A 16,741-nucleotide genomic window follows, 5' to 3' on the forward strand; every position below is an offset into this window, starting at 1 on the left:
CCGGTGGGCGGCACGCCCTGGTGTCCTTTTTTACCAACAAGAGAAGAAAATTCGCTTTCCGTCGCCCGGGCCGGCCGTGGGCAGGCACGCTGCGTGCTGCCGGCCCGGCCGGCACGGCGTTGCGTGGTGTTACGCCGACCGGGGTGCGGCCCGGGCATACTGAGGGCCACGCCGCAAGCACGGCACGCAGGCCTGCCCGTGTGTCAGTTGTTGAAGAGGACGCCATGTTCACCAAGCAAGACCAGGTGCGCAATCCTTGGGGGGTCACCCGGGCCCGCCTGGAAGACGAGCGCGTCATGCTGCAGCGCATTGCCGAAGGCATGCCTTTGGCCGAGGTCATGGAACAGGTGCTGCATACCGTCGAGCAGCAGTCCAGCGTGGACCTCAGCGCGTCGATCATGCTTGCCGATTCCGACTGCACGCGCCTGCGCCATCTGGCGGCGCCCAGGCTGCCGCCCGAATTCGTGGCAGCGATCGACGACGTGCCGGTAGGCCCCCAGACTGCCTCGTGGGGCGCCGCGGCCTGCCTGGGCACGCCCGTCTATGTCGGCGACATCGCCACGCATCCGAACTGGAGGCCTTGGCGCGACCTGGCGCTGAGGCACGGCCTGCGGGCCTGTTGGGCCACGCCCATCAAGGGCGCCGACGGCAGCCTGCTCGGCGTGTTTTCGAACTACTACCGCGTCGAGCACTTGCCGGCGCCCAGCGATATCGACGCAATGGCGCTGGTGACGCGCACCGCGGCCCTGGCCATTGAACGCTACCGCACCCAGCAGGCGCTGCGGGAAAGCGATCAACGATGGCGCGGCATGTTCCAGCGCATGCAGGAAGGTTTTTTTCTCAGCGAAGCCATGCGCGACGATGAGGGCCGGATCACCGACTTCCGCTTTCTCGAGGTCAATCCCGCCTTTGAACAGCAGAGCGGCCTGCAGGCCGGCGACACGCTCGGCCATTCGCTGCGCGAGATGATACCGGGGGTGCCCGACCTGATCATGCAGACCTTCATCAACGTGGTCGAAACAGGCGAGTCGGCGCAGTTCGAGCAGGCGGCGCCGCATCAGGGGCGCGAAGCCTGGTACGAGGCGCACGTGCACAAAGAAGGACCGAACCGGATCACGGTGCTGGTGCTGGATATTTCGGCGCGCAAGGCGGCCGAAAGCGGGCTGTGGGCCGAGCAGCATCGCAAGAATTTCCTGCTGTCGCTGGTCGACCAGATGCGCGAGATCCACCAGCAGCGCGACATCGAGCATGTCGCGTGCGAGGCGCTGGGCCGGCACCTGAGCCTGGGGGTGGTCGCCGTCCTGGAATTCGGCGCGGACGCGGCGCGCGTCGTCACGCACTGGATCTCGGAGCAGGCCGAAGCCGACGGCGAGACCCTGTCCGCCGGCCAGATCGGCTATGAATGCGCCCGGGCCTACGAAAATGGCCGCACCTCGTTCCTGTCGCCTTTGCTGGCCGACCGCGCGGGCGAGGCCAGCCCGATGGCCATCGCCATTCCGCTGCGGCGCTGGGGCTGGCCAACCGGCGTGCTGTACGTGCGTCCGCATCACAGCCATCGCCTGAAAGGGCCGGATATCGCCTTCCTGGAAGAAGTGGCGGAATCCCTGTGCAATGCGATCGAGCGTTCCCAGTATGCGCGGGTGCTGGAGCAGCGGGTCGAATCGGCCATCGCCGAGCGCGACCGCATCTGGCGCCTGTCGCCCGAATTGCTGGCGGTGGCGAATGCGCGCGGCCACTTTGTCAGCGTGAATCCGGCGGTGCGCGCCATTCTGGGCTGGACGCCCGAGCAGTTCCTGGCGATGCCCCTGGAAGAGCTGGCGCACGAGGAAGACCTGCCGCGCATCAGGGAAAGCCTGATGCCCGGGGACGGCGCCGGCCAGAAAGTACGGCACCTGGAAAGCCGCCTGTTGAACAAGCAGGGAGGCTATAGCTGGATCACCTGGACGATTTCGTCGGCGCACGACAACTTCTACCTGGTCGGCCGCGACGACACCGATTTCAAGCAGCAGGCCAGGCAGCTGCGCCAGGCCCAGGCGGCCCTGCTGCAATCGCAGAAGATGGAAGCCGTGGGGCAGCTTACCGGCGGCATTGCGCATGATTTCAACAATATGCTGCAGGGCATCAGCGGGGCGCTGTACCTGATCCAGCGCAAGTTCGACACGGGCAAATACGATGAAGCGGTGCGCTTCATCGCCACGGCCATGGATTCCACCAATCGCGCGGCGCGGCTGACGCAGCGGCTGCTGAGCTTTTCGCGGCGCCAGCCGCTGGACCCCCGGCCGCTGGATCCCGCCGCCACGCTGGCGTCGATGGAAGACCTGTTCCGCCGCTACACCGGCGAAAGCATCATCCTGAAGTGCCGGGCGCAGCCCGGGCTGCAGATAGTGAAGTGCGATGCCAACCAGTTCGAAAGCGCCTTGCTGAACCTGGTCATCAATGCCTGCGACGCCATGCCGGATGGCGGCCAATTGGCGATCGAGGCACTGAACACCCGGCTGGACGAAGATTTCCTGCGCCAGCATCCCGATGTGCCGCCCGGCGAATTCATCGAAGTGCGGGTCGTGGACCAGGGCTGCGGCATGTCGCCGGAAACCCTGGCGCGGGCTTTCGAACCGTTCTTTACCACCAAGCCCATGGGCGAAGGCACCGGCCTGGGCCTGTCGATGATCTACGGCTTTGCCCGCCAGGCCGGCGGACTGGTGGCCATGGACAGCACGCCCGGGCAGGGCACCACCGTCAGGCTGTGCCTGCCGCGCTACCAGGGGCGGCCCGCCGGCCAGGATGGCCGGGCGGCGCCCCCGGCGGTCGACGCCGACGCGCTGCCCGAGGGCGCCGTGATCGTGCTGGTTGAAGACGACACCAATGTGCGTGAAATTGTGCGCGAAAGCCTGGCGGGCCAGCAGCTGCGCGTGCTGGCCGCGGCCGACGGCGAAGCCGGAACCCGTTTGCTGGCCGACGCCGCGCGCGTCGACCTGCTGCTGACCGACGTGGGCCTGCCTGGCCTGAACGGGCGCCAGCTGGCGGATATCGCGCGCGAATCGCGCCCGGACCTGAAGATACTGTTCATGACGGGTTATGCCGAAAATGTCGTGGACGGCAGCGAGTTCCAGGGCGTGGGCATGGAGGTCATCCTGAAGCCGTTCTCGCTGGGCGATCTGCTGCGGCGCATCCGCGAGATGCTCAGGGATGCGGCGCCGGTGTATTCTTCCGCGTCGAACTCGCCTGCGGCGGCGGACAAGGGCACGGGGCTGTCGCCCGTATAAGGCCCGGGTTTAAGGCCCGGGTTGCTTACGGCCGGGCAGGCGCCTCGGCCGGGGCGTCGCCGCCGGGCCGCTCGCGCGACAGCTGCACACGGCGTTCCGAAACGGCGAACGCGATGCCGGCCGTGCCCAGTTCGCGCAGCAGGCCCAGGTTGATGCGCTGCTGAATGTCCATGTAGTGGTTGTAGTCCGCGATCATGACGTAGTACACGGCTTCGAACACCAGCCCGCTTTCGCCGAAACTGGCGAAATGGGCCCGGTCGAATTTGGTATCGGGTTCCGCCTCGATCTGGCGGCGCACGATATCCGGCACGGCCGCCACGCCTTCGGGCGGCGTGCGATAGGCCAGGGTAAAGCCGAACACGATGCGCCGTTGCTGCATGCGCTTGTAATTCTGGATGGTCTGCTTGAGCAGCTCGGTATTGCTGCAGACGATCTGCTCGCCGCCCAGGCTGCGGATGCGGGTTGTCTTCAGGCCGATATGCTCGATGCTTCCCGCCACCGCGCCGAACACGACGAAATCCCCCACTTCGAACGGTTTGTCCAGGCCGATGGCGATAGAGGCAAACAGGTCGCTGAGTATGGTCTGCACGGCCAGGGCGACCGCCACGCCCCCGATGCCCAGGCTGGCCACCAGGGCCGTGATGTTGACGCCCAGGTTGTCCAGCATGGCCAGCACGACCATGACCCACAGCACGATCCGCAGCAACAGGGCCAGCAGCATGGCGGTGACCGCGCGGCCGCCGGCGCGGTTCACCAGGGCCCGCACCAGGCCGACGGTAATGGCCCGGTCGGCCCAAAGCGCCACCTGCAGGGCGGCCAGCACAAACCACAAATGCGAGGCCGCCACGGCCCAGGGAGCGATGACCCCGGTAATGCGCGCCGCCAGCAGCACGGCGATCAAGAGCAGGATCAGCCAGCTGGTGCGGCCCAGAATTTCCAGGGCCGCTTGCAGGCCCGCATGGCCGCGGGCGTCCAGGCGCCGCTGCAGCCGGGCCCGGGCCACGCCCAGGGCCGCCCGCATGGCGGCCAGCAGCACCGCCGCCAGCAGGGCGGCAAGCAGCCAGGCCCACAGCGGGCTGCCTGCCAGACTATGGTTGATCATCCATTGCACGCGCTTGTCCCGGCCATGAAACAGGCCGTCATGGACGCAAACCGCATGCCCGCGGGCGCGGGCCGTCAGTTCTGGCGCGTGGAAGAGGGCGTATCGGCGCTGTAGGCGCCCAGGCGGTTGTACAGGGTTTTCAGGCTGACGCCCAGGGTATCGGCGGTGCGCTGCTTGTCGCCGTCGTGGTGCGCCAGGGTGGCCAGGATGACGTCGCGCTGGGCCTGGCTCAGGGGCGTGCCTATGGGGAAGCACAGCGCGTCGTCGGCGCCGCCGCGCGCGTCGGGGGCAGGCGTGCGGCGGCGGAACTCTGCCTCGACAACGGTGTCGGCCAGGATGAAGGCGCGCTGCACCACATTGCGCAGTTCGCGCACGTTGCCCGGCCAATCGTATGACAGCAGCGCATCCATCATGCGGGCCGAGAAACGCTTATTGGCCTGGTGGGCGGTGTTCAGTTCATCCAGGAAGCGCTGCGCCAGCAGGCGCACATCGCCTTCCCGTTCCCGCAGGGGCGGCACGCGCAGCGGCACCACCAGCAGGCGATGCAGGAAGTCCTCGCGCAGTTCGCCGCGCTCTACCGCGGCGTAGGGGTCGCGGTTGGTGGCGCAGACGATGCGCGCGTCGGTGTGCAGCAATTCGCTGCCGCCCACGCGCTGGTATGTGCCGCTTTCCAGCACGCGCAAGAACTGTACCTGCAAGCCATCCGACATCTCGGTAACCTCGTCCAGGAACAGCGTGCCGCCGCTGGCCGATTCGAAGTAGCCGGCCGTCTGGCTCAGCGCGCCGGTGAAGCTGCCTTTTTCGTGGCCGAACAGCTGGGCGTGGGCGAGGGAATGGCTGAAGGCGCCGCAATTGACGGCGACAAAGGGATGCTTGCCGCGATCGCTGCCGTCATGGATGGCGCGCGCGATCATCTCCTTGCCGGTGCCGCTTTCGCCAGTGATGAAGACGGTGGCGTCGCTGCGGGCGGCGCGCGCCACCTGCGCGCCGAATTCCTGCATCAGCGGGCACATGCCGGCAAAAGCTTCTTCAAGCTGCGCGGACGTACGTATCGATTGCCTGGCCTGACCGGGCGAAATGGCCTGCATGCGTTCCCCCGAGGGCAATCCGGGGCTGGCCGCCCCGTGCGGTTATCTAATAGTGGAATCGATGATACGGCAGCCTATCCCTCCATTTGCAACCATGTGCAAACATTGGCAAACGTTGGTGGGCAAGCGCCCGGAATCGGGCCGCGCGAGCGCGGCGCAGAGGTATGCTGAAGCCAAGAAAATCCGCTGCGGCTTTCCGCCGTTGTCTGACTTTGTAACGGAGTAGCAATGCCTCATTTGCTCGTTCTGGACGATGACGAAGCAATACGCGAGATCCTGGCCGAGATTGCCCGCGAGCATGGCTTTTCGGTCGCGCAGGCCGCCACCATGAAAGACGCGATGATCCAGCTGCAGCGCCAGCAGCCCGACCTGGTGCTGACCGACGTGCGCCTGCCGGGCGACAGCGGCATGGAGATATTCGGCCGCATGCAGAACTCGGACGCCGAGGTGGTGGTGATTACCGGCCACGGCAGCATGGACAACGCGGTCGAAGCGCTGCGCCTGGGCGCCACCGATTACCTGGTCAAGCCGGTGTGCATGGAGCGGCTGTCGGATATCCTGAACCGCGTCGCCGCCGACCGCGGCGCGGCCGCCAATGACGGGCCGTTCCAGGAACCGGGGCGCTTCGGCAAGCTGCTAGGCCAGTCCGAATCGATGGAGCAGCTGTACGTCCAGCTGGCGCGCGTGGCCGCCACCGATGTCACGACGCTGCTGATCGGCGAAAGCGGCACCGGCAAGGAACTGGCCGCGCATGCCATCCATGAGCTCAGCAGCCGCAGCAGCAAGCCGTTTATCGCGGTCAATTGCGGCGCGATCTCGCCGCACCTGATCGAAAGCGAGCTGTTCGGCCATGAACGCGGCAGTTTCACGGGCGCCGACCGGCAGCACAAGGGGTATTTCGAACGCGCCGATTCCGGCACGCTGTTCCTGGATGAAGTGACCGAGATGCCGCTGGACCTGCAGGTGAAGCTGTTGCGGGTGCTGGAAACCGGGCGCTTCATGCGGGTGGGCACGCACCGCGAAGTGGCGTGCGATATCCGCATCGTGGCGGCCACCAACCGCAATCCCGAGCAGGCCATCCAGGAAGGCAAGCTGCGTGAAGACCTGTATTACCGGCTGAGCGTGTTTCCCATCGAGCTGCCGCCGCTGCGCGACCGCGGCACCGACATCCTGTTCCTGGCCGACCGCTTCCTGGCGGCGCTGAACGAAAAGTACGGCGAAGCCAAGCAGTTTTCCGGGCAGGCGCGCCAGGCCATCTGCGAATACGCCTGGCCGGGCAACGTGCGCGAGCTGAAAAACTATGTGCGCCGGGCCTACATCATGGCCGAGGACGGCCTGCTGGGCGCCGACGCCCTGCAGCCGCAGATCGCGCCCGATGGCGGCGGCCAGGCGGCGCGCGTCACGGTGCCGCTGGGCGTGACGCTGGCCGAGGCCGACCGCCGCCTGATCATGGCCACGCTCGAGCGTTGCGGCGGCATCAAGAAGCAGACGGCCGCCGTGCTGGGCATCAGCGCCAAGACCCTCTACAACCGGCTGGAAGAATATACGCGCGCCGGCCACACGGTCATGGACGAAGAGGAAAAAACCGGCCGCAGGGCCGGGCGCGAACACGGCGCCTGACAGGCACGACGCTTGCTGCCCCCGCCCCCATGGAAACCCTCTATGGGAGCAGGCATGCAAACGGTGTCGGATTTCATTCTGTCGCGCCTGGCGCAATGGGGCATTCAACGCGTCTACGGCTATCCGGGCGACGGCATCAACGGGCTGATCGGCGCGTTCGGCCGCACCTCCGAGCCGCTGGAATTCGTGCAGGCGCGCCACGAAGAAATGGCCGCTTTCATGGCATGCGCGCACGCCAAGTTCACCGGCCAGGTGGGTGTCTGCATGGCAACCTCGGGGCCGGGCGCCATCCATTTGCTTAACGGGCTGTACGACGCCAAGCTCGACCACCAGCCGGTGGTGGCCGTGGTGGGCCAGCAGGCACGCACCGCGCTGGGCGGCGACTACCAGCAGGAAGTCGACCTGGTCAGCCTGTTCAAGGATGTGGCCCATGATTTCGTGCACCTGGCCGCCAGCCCGGTGCAGGCCCGCCACCTGGTCGACCGCGCCATCCGCATTGCACTGGAGCGGCGCGCGGTGACCTGCCTGATCGTGCCCAACGATGTGCAGGACCTGCCCGCGGTGACCACGCCGCCGCGCGAGCATGGCACCGTGCACACCGGCATCGGCTTTACCTCGCATGCCGGCGTGCCGGCTCCCACGGCGCTGCAGAATGCGGCCGACATCCTCAACAAAGGCGAACGCGTGGCGATCCTGGCCGGCGCCGGGGCCCGCGATGCGGGCGACGAGCTGTTGCAGGTGGCCGAACTGCTGGGCGCGGGGGTGGCCAAGGCGCTGCTGGGGAAATCGGTGGTGCCGGATGACGTGCCCTATGTGACGGGCTCGATCGGCTTGCTGGGCACGCAGCCCAGCTGGCGCATGATGAACGATTGCGACACCCTGCTCATGGTGGGCACGGCCTTTCCCTATGGCGAATTCCTGCCGCCCGAGGGCCAGGCGCGCGCGGTCCAGATCGACCGCGACGGCCGCATGATCAGCCTGCGCTACCCGGTAGAGCAGGGCCTGGTGGGCGACAGCAAGGCCACGCTGCGGGCGCTGGCCCCGCTGCTGCAGCCCAAGGAATCGCGCCGCTGGCGCGACAAGATAGAAAAAGACGTGGCGCAGTGGTGGCAGACCGTCGAGGCGCGCGCCATGGTGCAGGCCCGCCCGGTGAATCCGCAGCGCCCATTCTGGGAGCTGTCGCCACGGCTGCCGGACCACAGCATCATCACCTGCGATTCAGGGTCGGCCGCCAGCTGGTACGCGCAGCATCTGCGCCTGCGCAAGGGCATGGCGGCGTCGCTGTCGGGCGGACTGGCCAGCATGGGCAGCGGCGTGCCCTATGCCCTGGCCGCCAAGCTCGCCCATCCCGACCGGCCGGTGTTTGCCCTGGTGGGCGACGGCGCCATGCAGATGAACGGCCTGAACGAACTGATCACCATTGCGCATCGATGGCGCGACTGGCGCAATCCGACGCTGGTCGTCATGGTGCTGAACAATGGCGACCTGAACATGGTGACGTGGGAACAGCGCGTGATGGGCGGCGATCCGCGCTTCAAGGATTCCCAGCTGCTGCCCGCGTTTCCGTACGCCGACTATGCGCAATCGCTGGGCCTCGAAGGCATCCGCGTGGACGACCCCGAGCAGGTCGGGCCCGCCTGGGACCGCGCCATCGCGGCCGGCCGGCCGGTGCTGCTCGAGATGGTCACCGACCCGGAAGTGCCGCCCATACCGCCGCATGTGCCGCTCAAGCAGGTGCAGAACTATGTAAAAGCGCTGCGCCAGGAAGACGCCTCCGGCGGCGCCGCCTTGCGCGCCACGATCAAGCAGTGGTGGGCGGGTTGACGCGTCCGGCACTGTTCCGCATTTGCATTGCCATTGAAGGAGTCCAACCATGATCCACATGCCCCATTCCGATCGTGCGGCCGACACCCGCGCGCACGCCGATCCGGCGGAGGCGCCGGTGCAGGACCCGCCGCGCCACCCGGACGACGCACCCGAGCGCACGCCGGACCGCAAGCCTTATCCGCCTGACAGCATTCCCAACCCCATGCCCGGCGTCGATCCCCAGCAGACGCCCGGCATCGACCGCTGGCAGGACGATGGCGAGTTCGAGGCCGCCTGGCGCCGCGCGACCCGGGAGCTTTGATGCACGGCGGCCCGACATGCGATAAGGACGCCTGCGGCGGCCGCGAGGCCGCGGCCCGGGCCGTGGCGATGGTGATGCCCATGATTGTGGCGGCCATGGCCGACCGGCGCGTCGGTGAAAGCGGCTTCCTGCATATCGTGGTGATGGATCCTGCCGCGCGCCCGCAGGCGCGGGATTTTGAGCAGGCGATTCTCTACGAAGAAAGCGTGGGAGACCGTTCGGCCTGGGATGCCGATTACGCCGCGTACGCGCGCGGCAAGGCTGCCATATCCTGGCGCACCGGCCTGGACAGCCATGCGGTATGCGAGACGCGTCCCCATCTGCTGCGGCCGGACGATGTCACCGTGTGGGGCAGCGTCTGCCTGGACGGCATCGTGGTGGGCGTCAGCGGCGCCAACCCCTGGTACGACGAGGCGTTTGCCGGCGCGATCGCGCACGCCTTCAAGGCCATCGCCAAGGCGCGCAGCCGCCAGGCGGACTGAACAGAGGCGCTGTCCCGCCGCGGCACGATATTTGCGTTGCCTGGCCCACACCCATGCCGGCGCGGGCCGGCAGGTTATACAAGGAGTGATTCATGAGCTTGCATACCCACCGCAACCGCGAGTCGAGCGAACGCGTGAAGGGCGGCCTGCGTGAGCTGGTCGCCGGGGTCGAGGACCTGCTGCGCTCGACGGCTTCCTACAGCGGTGCCGATATCGAGTCGACCCGCGACCGCCTGAAGCGCCAGCTGGACATTGCCCGCGAACAGGCCCACGAGTGGGAGCGTTCAGCCGTGGGCCGCTACCGGCATGCGTCGGCGGCCACGGACGAGTACGTCCACGACCATGCCTGGAAGACCGCCGGGTTGGCGATCATCCTGGGGGTGGCGATAGGCGCCTGCCTGGCGTCGGATCATTGGCGCCGTTGATTCCACCGGCCGGCCGCGGCCGGACCTGAATCGGGCGAAGGCGCCGCGCCTTCGCCGCGAGCCCATCCATGCCTGAAGACAGCAGCGCGGCCCGCGCGCGCCAGGAGGTCAATCGCAGCATTCTGCTGGCGCTGTGGAAGCACCGCGGGCGCACGGCTGCCGCGGTGGTATTGCTGGTGCTGGCCAAGCTGCTGATGGTGGCGGTGCCGGCGGTGCTCAAGCGCATCGTCGACACCCTGGGCGCGCAGGGCACGCTGCTGACCCTGCCTGTCTTCCTGCTGCTGGCCTATGCCTTGCTGCGCTTTGCCGGCAGCCTTTTCACCGAGCTGCGCGATGTGGTGTTCGTGCGTGTCACGCAGGCGGCGGTGGCCGACTTCAAGGTGCGCATGTTCGAGCACCTGCAGCGGCTCGGCGCGCGTTTTCACGGCTCGCGCCAGACCGGGGTGCTGGCGCGCGACGTCGAGCGCGGCACGGCGGGCGTGGGGTTCCTGCTGGGCACGGCCTTGTTCACCCTGCTGCCCACCCTGGTCGAGATCGTTTCCGTACTGGTCATCCTGATCGCCGGCTACAGCATCTGGTTTGCCGTGATCGTTGCCATCACGTTCGCGGCCTACGCGGTCATGACCATGGTGCTGACAGAACGGCGGGCGCCGTTCCAGCGGCAGATCAACGACCTCGATTCCATGGCCAGCGGCCGCATGGTCGACAGCCTGCTCAACTATGAAGCGGTCAAGCTGTATGCCAACGAAGAACTGGAATCCAACCGCCTGAGCAGCGTGCTGAAGCAGTGGGTGGGAGTGGGCATCGTCAACCAGCGCTCGCTGTCCGTGCTGCACATTACGCAGAGCGCCATCATTGCCTTCGGCGTGGCGGCCGTGATGCTGCTGGCGGGCAAGCAGGTGGTGGATTTCGACATGAGCGTGGGCGACCTGGTGCTGGTCAATGCATACATCATCCAGATCTGCCTGCCGCTGAACACCCTGGGGCTGATATTCCGCCAGGCCAAAGAGGCGCTGATCAACGCCGAGCGTGTCGGCGCGCTGCTGCTGATCCGGCCCGAGATCAGCGACGAAGGCGCGCTGCCGCCCCTGCAGGCGCGTGAAGGCGAGGTGCGCTTCGAGAACGTCAGTTTCGGCTATGAGCCGGGCCGGCAGATTCTGTGGGATGTGGATTTCACCATTCCCCCGGGCGCCACGGTGGCGGTGGTGGGCGGCAGCGGCTCGGGCAAATCGACCCTGGCGCGGCTGCTGTTCCGCTTCTACGACCCGGATGCCGGCCGCGTGCTGGTCGACGGGCAGGACTTGCGCCATGTCGACCCGAAAAGCCTGCGCCGCGTGCTGGGCATTGTGCCGCAGGACACGCTGCTGTTCGACGAGACTATTGCTTACAACATCGCTTACAGCGACCCCGGCACGCCGCGCGCGGCGGTGGTCGAGGCCGCGCGCGGCGCGCGCGTGGACGAGTTCATCGCCAGCCTGCCGGCCGGCTACGATACGCGGGTGGGCGAGCGCGGCGTCAAGCTGTCGGGCGGCGAACGGCAGCGCATCGCCATCGCCCGGGCTCTGCTGAAGAACCCGCCGATCATGGTGTTCGACGAGGCCACCTCGGCGCTGGACACACGCACCGAGCGCGCCATCCAGGCAGAACTGGCGCGCATATCGCGGGACCGCACCACGCTGGTGATCGCGCACCGGCTGTCGACTATTGTGGACGCCGACCTGATCCTGGTCATGGAGCATGGCCGTGTCAGGGAGCAGGGCACGCACGGTGAACTGCTGGCCCGCCAGGGCATGTACGCCCAGATGTGGAATCTGCAGCGCCAGCAGAACGCCCTGGAAGCCGAAGCCACCCGCCTGAGCCGGCAGCCGGTGAACCTGGTGGCGCTGGTGGCGGGCGTGCTGGACGGCGCGCGCCCGCTGCTGGACGCCAAGGGCGTGAACCTGTACACGCAGATTGCCAGCGAAGCCGCGCGCATCACGGGCGATCCCAGCGCGCTGCAGCAGCTGGTCTGGAACCTGTATGCGCATGCCGTCGCGGTGACGCCGCCCGGCGGGCGCATCGAACTGCGGCTGGCGCGCGAAGGGCCGCTGACCCGCCTGACCATTGCAGACGGACGGCCGCCGCCCGGCCAGGCCGCCGCCCAGGCGCCGGCGGCAAGCGAGCCGGACGTGCTGCGCAGCATGGCGGCCCTGGATCCGGCCCAGGTGCAGGCCGAGGCCGAACGCCTGGGCGGCGTATTGCGCACCAGCGCGACGCCGGCCGACGGGGTGGCGTATTCGCTGGAATTCCCTCTGCGCGCGGTGGATGCGCTGCCTGCCTCGGCCGCCGAAGTGGCCGGCATCGATCTGGCGGGCGTGCCGATCATGGTGGTCGACGACCAGGAAGATGCGCGCGGCCTGGTGGCCGAAGTGCTGGCCGACCGGGGCGCGGCCGTGCGCACCTGCGCCAGCGGCGCCGAGGTGCTGCAGGCGCTGCAGCAGGCGGCGCTGGACGAGTGGCCCGATCTGCTGGTGTGCGACATCTCGCTGGGCGATATGGAAGGCTACGAACTGATCGGCCGCATCCGCGCGCTGGAGGCCGAGCGCGGCGCGCCGCTGGGCGCCCGCATGCCGGCCATTGCCCTGTCGGGACATACCGGGCCCGAGGACCGCCTGCGGGCGTTGCTGGCGGGCTTCCAGATCCACGTGGCCAAGCCGGTGGATCCTCGCGAGCTGCTGGCCACGGTGGCCGCCATGCTGCGGCCGGACAAGCGGCCCGGCGCCGCGTCGTAGGCGGCCCGCGGCCAGGCCCGCGATTTCTTACTGCGGGGTGTAAGAAGTGCCGCCGCGCCCGGCGGCTGTCGGGCGCGGCCGCCGTGGCACACCGCTTGCTCAGTCTTTGCCGGGCGGCGGCCCGGATTCTCCGGAGCCCGCCGTGACATCTGCAGGAGACCAGCCATGCATTATTCAAACCGGCCCCCGCCGCGCCATTACGGCCGGGACTTCGACCGCCGGCCGGCCGGGTGGGGCGAGGAACAGGACGAGGGAGAACGCTATCCCCGTGAACACCACACCCGGCAAAGCGGCCGCTGGGGCGGCGAAGAGCCGGCCTACGGGCGGCGCTACGGCGAACGGCCCGCCGAGCCGACGGGCGGCGGCGATCCCAATTTCCATGGCCCGCAATACGAGCAGGGCGGCCGCTATCCGGGCACCCGGGAAGCGGGCCCGTTCGAGGGACTGCGCAGCCGCAGCGCCGATCCGGGCCAGAGCAGCTACGGCGGCTTCCATGGCGAAGACCCGCGCTGGCAACGCCAGCAGCTGCGCTATGGCGACGAGGCATATGACGACCTGGAAGAACCGGCCAGGTGGGGCGGCGCCGAGCGCCGCTACGGCTGGCGGGATCCGGCCCTGGCAAGGTCGCAGCGCATCACGCCGAAAGGCTATGTGCGTTCTGACGAACGCGTGCGCGAAGACCTGTGCGAGCGCCTGAGCCACAGCGGCCTGGACGTCAGCGATGTATCGGTGGAAGTCAGCGACGGCACGGTCACGCTGGAAGGCACCGTGCCCAATCGCGCCACCAAGCACGCCATCGAAGACTGTGCCGACGACTGCCTGGGTGTGAACGACATCCAGAACCATATCCGGGTGGGCGGCATTGCCCATCCCGGCATGACGCGGATGGAATGACAAGCTGCGCCATCCCACTTCAACGGAGATCGATTATGACCAATGACACGACAGGCCAGGCCGCCGCCGACGGCCAGACCCGCATTATCGGCAAGGGCAGGGCCACCGCCGACGGCCCCGGCCCCGAGATCATGGCGGCCGACACGCTGGTCGGCAACGACGTCTACAACCCGGCCAATGAAAAGCTGGGCTCCATCCAGGACATCATGCTGGACGTGCCGCATGGGCGCATCGCCTACGCCGTGCTGTCGCACGGCGGCGTGCTGGGCGTGGGCGACAAGCTGTACGCGATCCCATGGAGCGCGCTGGTGCTCGATACCGACCGCAAGTGCTTCGTCCTGGATATCGCCAAAGACCGCCTGAAGAACGCCACCGGCTTCGACAAGGACCACTGGCCCAGCATGGGCGAGAAGCAGTGGGCCCAGGAACTGTACGAGTATTACGACCAGCCTCCGTATTGGTAGGGCAGCGCCTGGTCCGGTCCGGGCAGCGCAGGCGCGCCGCCCGGCCTTACGCACGTCAAGACGGAGAGATGAGCATGAGGGAAAACGAAACCCTGGCGGGACGCGTTGTCCTGGTGACAGGCGGCGGCAGCGGGCTGGGCGCCGCGATCTGCGACATGCTGGCCGCCGAAGGCGCCAGTGTGGTGGTGGCGGACCTGGACGAAACGCGCGCCCACCAGTGCGCGCGCCGCCTGGCCGAGCACGGCGCGGCGGCCTGCGCCACCGTAATGGACGTGGGCGACCCGGCGCAGGTGGCCGCCGCCCTGGACCTGGCCATACAGCGCCACGGCAAGCTGGATGCCGTGGTCAATAACGCCGGCATCGACGTCACCGCGTCGATCGACGATCTGGAAGTGGCTGCCTGGGAGCGCGTGCTGCGCACCAACCTGACGGGCCCTTTCCTGGTGGCCAAGCTGGCCAGGAACCGCCTGGCGCCCCATGGCCATATCGTCAACATCGCCTCGACCGCCGCGCGCCGGGCCTGGCCCAACGCCAGCGCCTACCACGCGTCGAAATGGGGGCTGCTGGGGCTGTCGCATGCGCTGCACGCGGAATTGCGCGGCATGGGCCTGAAAGTCAGCGCCGTCATCGCGGGGGGCATGCGCACGCCTTTTCTGCTGGACCGCTTTCCCGATATCGACACCAGCTGCCTGCAGGATCCGGAGAACGTCGCGCGCGCCGTGCGTTTCGTGCTGACCCAGCCCGACGAGACGGTGGTGCCCGAGGTGATGGTGCTGCCCATGAAGGAAACCTCATGGCCTTGAGCCCGGCGGTATTCCTGGACAAGGACGGCACGGTGCTGGCCGATGAACCGTACAACGTCGACCCCGCGCGCATGGCTTATGCGGCCGGCGCCCGGGAGGGGCTGCGTGTGCTGGCCGCCGCCGGTGTGCCGCTGATCGTGATCAGCAACCAGCCCGGCGTGGCGCGCGGCCGCTTCGCGCCCCAGGCGCTGGCCGGCGTGGAGGCGCGCCTGGGCGCCATGTTCGGCGCGGCCGGCGCGCGCCTGGCGGGATTCTATTGGTGCCCGCACGATCCGCGCGGCAGCGTGGCGGCCTATGCCTATGCCTGCGCCTGCCGCAAGCCGCGGCCGGGGCTGCTGCTGCAGGCCGCCCGCGAACACGGGATCGACCTGGCGCGTTCCTGGTTCATCGGCGACATCCTGGACGATGTCGAGGCGGGCAACCGCGCCGGCTGCCGCACGGTGCTGCTCGACGTGGGCAGCGAGACCGAGTGGCGGCCGGGCCGCTGGCGCGCGCCCACCGCCAGCATGCCGGATCTGGGGCGCGCGGCGCACCACGTGGTGCGCGCCATGCGCGGCGAAGGCCGGGAGGCCGCATGAACGACGCGCAGACCGTCTGGGCCGGGGCCCGCCGTATTCTCTGCATCCGCCTGGACAATCTGGGCGATGTGCTGATGAGCACGCCCGCCATGCGCGCGCTCAAGGCGCTGGCCGGGCGGCCGCGCCTGACGCTGCTGGCCAGTTCGTCCGGCGCCGCGGCGGCGCCGTTCCTGCCCGATGCCGATGCCGTGATGCGCTATGACGCGCCCTGGGTCAAGAACGACGCCACCGACCGCCGGCACGATGCCGAGATGATCGAGCGGCTGCGAGACCAAAGATTCGACGCGGCCGTCATTTTCACCGTATACAGCCAGAGCGCCTTGCCGGCCGCGCTGTTGTGCCACCTGGCGGGCATTCCCCGGATACTGGCGCACAGCCGCGAGAATCCCTATCGCCTGCTGACCGACTGGGTGCGCGAGCGCGAGCCCGAACAGGGCGTGCGGCATGAAGTCCAGCGGCAGCTCGACCTGGTGGCCAGCGTGGGCGCCGCGGCGCCCGGCACGCAGCTGGCGTGGCGGGTGCGGCCGGCCGACCGGGAAGCCCTGCGCCACCGGCTGCATGCGGCAGGCGTGGCCGAGCCCGGCGGCTGGATCGCGGTGCACAGCGGCGCCAGCGCGGCCTCGCGGCGCTATCCGGCCGGCCACTATGCGCAGGCGATCGCCGCGCTGCGCCATGAAGGACGCCGCATCATCTTGCTGGGCACGGCCGCGGAGCGCGGCCTGGACGGCGCGCTGGCCGCGCAGCGGCAGGCCGTGCCCGGCCTGATCGACTTGTGCGGCGAGCTGGCCCTGGGCGAACTCGCGGCCACCATCGAAGCCGCGGCCGTGCTGGTGTGCAACAACAGCGGCCCGGCCCACATCGCCGCGGCCCTGGGCGTGCCGGTAGTGGACCTGTACGCGCTGACCAACCCCCAGCACACACCGTGGCAGGTGCCCAGCCGGGTGCTGTTTCACGATGTCTCGTGCAAGTACTGCTATCGCAGCGTATGCCCGCAAGGCCACCACGCCTGCCTGGTGCGGGTGAAGCCGCAGCGCGTGGCCGCCGCGGCGCGCGAGCTGCTGGCCGGCCGGCCGCAGCCGGCACATACGGGGCTGGCCGCCTGAACGGCGAGCATGGATAAGAA

Annotated in this window: 14 protein-coding genes; 12 read left to right on the plus strand and 2 right to left on the minus strand. The window is 68.5% G+C overall.

Annotated features, from left to right (window positions below; translation table 11 throughout):
- Positions 1–224: 224 nt before the first annotated feature.
- Positions 225–3,263: a GAF domain-containing protein gene (locus J2P76_RS17610; protein ID WP_207408960.1), complete on the plus strand. Its 3,039-nt coding sequence runs from the start codon at positions 225–227 to the stop codon at positions 3,261–3,263.
- Positions 3,264–3,288: 25 nt separating this feature from the next.
- On the opposite strand, the gene J2P76_RS17615 is transcribed toward J2P76_RS17610, so the two are convergent.
- On the minus strand, positions 3,289–4,365 hold the full coding sequence (locus J2P76_RS17615) for a mechanosensitive ion channel family protein (protein ID WP_207408961.1): 1,077 nt from the start codon (positions 4,363–4,365) through the stop codon (positions 3,289–3,291).
- A 74-nt stretch (positions 4,366–4,439) separates the two neighbouring features.
- Entirely contained in the window at positions 4,440–5,366 is a 927-nt protein-coding gene (locus tag J2P76_RS17620) for a sigma-54-dependent transcriptional regulator (RefSeq protein WP_207409250.1), read from the minus strand.
- Positions 5,367–5,681: 315 nt separating this feature from the next.
- Between J2P76_RS17620 and J2P76_RS17625 the strand changes: the two genes are divergently transcribed.
- The 11 genes from J2P76_RS17625 (at position 5,682) to J2P76_RS17675 (ending at position 16,721) form a co-directional block, all read left to right on the plus strand.
- Positions 5,682–7,073 carry a sigma-54-dependent transcriptional regulator gene (locus J2P76_RS17625; protein WP_207408962.1) on the plus strand — a complete coding sequence of 464 codons (1,392 nt, stop codon included), beginning with the start codon at positions 5,682–5,684 and terminating at the stop codon, positions 7,071–7,073.
- Positions 7,074–7,127: 54 nt separating this feature from the next.
- Positions 7,128–8,897, plus strand: a complete 1,770-nt coding sequence (locus J2P76_RS17630; protein WP_207408963.1) for a thiamine pyrophosphate-requiring protein — start codon at positions 7,128–7,130, stop codon at positions 8,895–8,897.
- A gap of 58 nt (positions 8,898–8,955) precedes the next feature.
- Positions 8,956–9,201, plus strand: coding sequence for a hypothetical protein (locus tag J2P76_RS17635; RefSeq protein WP_207408964.1), 246 nt, complete (start codon positions 8,956–8,958; stop codon positions 9,199–9,201).
- The gene (locus J2P76_RS17640; RefSeq protein WP_207408965.1) at positions 9,201–9,683 is read left to right on the plus strand and encodes a hypothetical protein; all 483 of its coding nucleotides are present in this window, start codon (positions 9,201–9,203) and stop codon (positions 9,681–9,683) included. The genes J2P76_RS17635 and J2P76_RS17640 overlap by 1 nt, the downstream gene beginning before the upstream one ends.
- Positions 9,684–9,775: 92 nt before the next feature.
- Positions 9,776–10,108, plus strand: a complete 333-nt coding sequence (locus J2P76_RS17645) for a DUF883 family protein (RefSeq protein WP_207408966.1) — start codon at positions 9,776–9,778, stop codon at positions 10,106–10,108.
- Positions 10,109–10,176: 68 nt separating this feature from the next.
- Complete coding sequence (locus J2P76_RS17650) at positions 10,177–12,879, plus strand: ATP-binding cassette domain-containing protein (protein ID WP_207408967.1); 2,703 nt, start codon at positions 10,177–10,179, stop codon at positions 12,877–12,879.
- Between the two features lie 165 nt (positions 12,880–13,044).
- The gene (locus J2P76_RS17655; protein WP_207408968.1) at positions 13,045–13,773 is read left to right on the plus strand and encodes a BON domain-containing protein; all 729 of its coding nucleotides are present in this window, start codon (positions 13,045–13,047) and stop codon (positions 13,771–13,773) included.
- Between the two features lie 35 nt (positions 13,774–13,808).
- The gene (locus tag J2P76_RS17660) at positions 13,809–14,237 is read left to right on the plus strand and encodes a PRC-barrel domain-containing protein (RefSeq protein ID WP_207408969.1); all 429 of its coding nucleotides are present in this window, start codon (positions 13,809–13,811) and stop codon (positions 14,235–14,237) included.
- A 68-nt stretch (positions 14,238–14,305) separates the two neighbouring features.
- On the plus strand, positions 14,306–15,040 hold the full coding sequence (locus tag J2P76_RS17665; RefSeq protein ID WP_431603409.1) for an SDR family oxidoreductase: 735 nt from the start codon (positions 14,306–14,308) through the stop codon (positions 15,038–15,040).
- Positions 15,031–15,618, plus strand: a complete 588-nt coding sequence (locus J2P76_RS17670) for a D-glycero-alpha-D-manno-heptose-1,7-bisphosphate 7-phosphatase (protein WP_207408971.1) — start codon at positions 15,031–15,033, stop codon at positions 15,616–15,618. The genes J2P76_RS17665 and J2P76_RS17670 overlap by 10 nt, the downstream gene beginning before the upstream one ends.
- A complete protein-coding gene (locus J2P76_RS17675) occupies positions 15,615–16,721 on the plus strand; it encodes a glycosyltransferase family 9 protein (protein WP_207408972.1) in 1,107 nt (368 codons plus the stop codon). The genes J2P76_RS17670 and J2P76_RS17675 overlap by 4 nt, the downstream gene beginning before the upstream one ends.
- Positions 16,722–16,741: the final 20 nt, after the last annotated feature.

Source organism: Bordetella petrii, assembly GCF_017356245.1.
In the GTDB taxonomy this organism is placed as follows: Bacteria; Pseudomonadota; Gammaproteobacteria; order Burkholderiales; family Burkholderiaceae_B; genus Bordetella_A; species Bordetella_A petrii_D.

Coding starts and splice junctions, on each gene's coding strand:
- J2P76_RS17670 (WP_207408971.1), top strand. CDS start 15,031: ATGGCCTTGAGCCCGGCGGTATTCCTGGACAAGGACGGCACGGTGCTG.
- J2P76_RS17655 (WP_207408968.1), top strand. CDS start 13,045: ATGCATTATTCAAACCGGCCCCCGCCGCGCCATTACGGCCGGGACTTC.
- J2P76_RS17615 (WP_207408961.1), bottom strand. CDS start 4,365: ATGATCAACCATAGTCTGGCAGGCAGCCCGCTGTGGGCCTGGCTGCTT.
- J2P76_RS17665 (WP_431603409.1), top strand. CDS start 14,306: ATGAGCATGAGGGAAAACGAAACCCTGGCGGGACGCGTTGTCCTGGTG.
- J2P76_RS17675 (WP_207408972.1), top strand. CDS start 15,615: ATGAACGACGCGCAGACCGTCTGGGCCGGGGCCCGCCGTATTCTCTGC.
- J2P76_RS17660 (WP_207408969.1), top strand. CDS start 13,809: ATGACCAATGACACGACAGGCCAGGCCGCCGCCGACGGCCAGACCCGC.
- J2P76_RS17630 (WP_207408963.1), top strand. CDS start 7,128: ATGCAAACGGTGTCGGATTTCATTCTGTCGCGCCTGGCGCAATGGGGC.
- J2P76_RS17640 (WP_207408965.1), top strand. CDS start 9,201: ATGCACGGCGGCCCGACATGCGATAAGGACGCCTGCGGCGGCCGCGAG.
- J2P76_RS17620 (WP_207409250.1), bottom strand. CDS start 5,366: ATGCAGGAATTCGGCGCGCAGGTGGCGCGCGCCGCCCGCAGCGACGCC.
- J2P76_RS17625 (WP_207408962.1), top strand. CDS start 5,682: ATGCCTCATTTGCTCGTTCTGGACGATGACGAAGCAATACGCGAGATC.
- J2P76_RS17650 (WP_207408967.1), top strand. CDS start 10,177: ATGCCTGAAGACAGCAGCGCGGCCCGCGCGCGCCAGGAGGTCAATCGC.
- J2P76_RS17610 (WP_207408960.1), top strand. CDS start 225: ATGTTCACCAAGCAAGACCAGGTGCGCAATCCTTGGGGGGTCACCCGG.
- J2P76_RS17635 (WP_207408964.1), top strand. CDS start 8,956: ATGCCCCATTCCGATCGTGCGGCCGACACCCGCGCGCACGCCGATCCG.
- J2P76_RS17645 (WP_207408966.1), top strand. CDS start 9,776: ATGAGCTTGCATACCCACCGCAACCGCGAGTCGAGCGAACGCGTGAAG.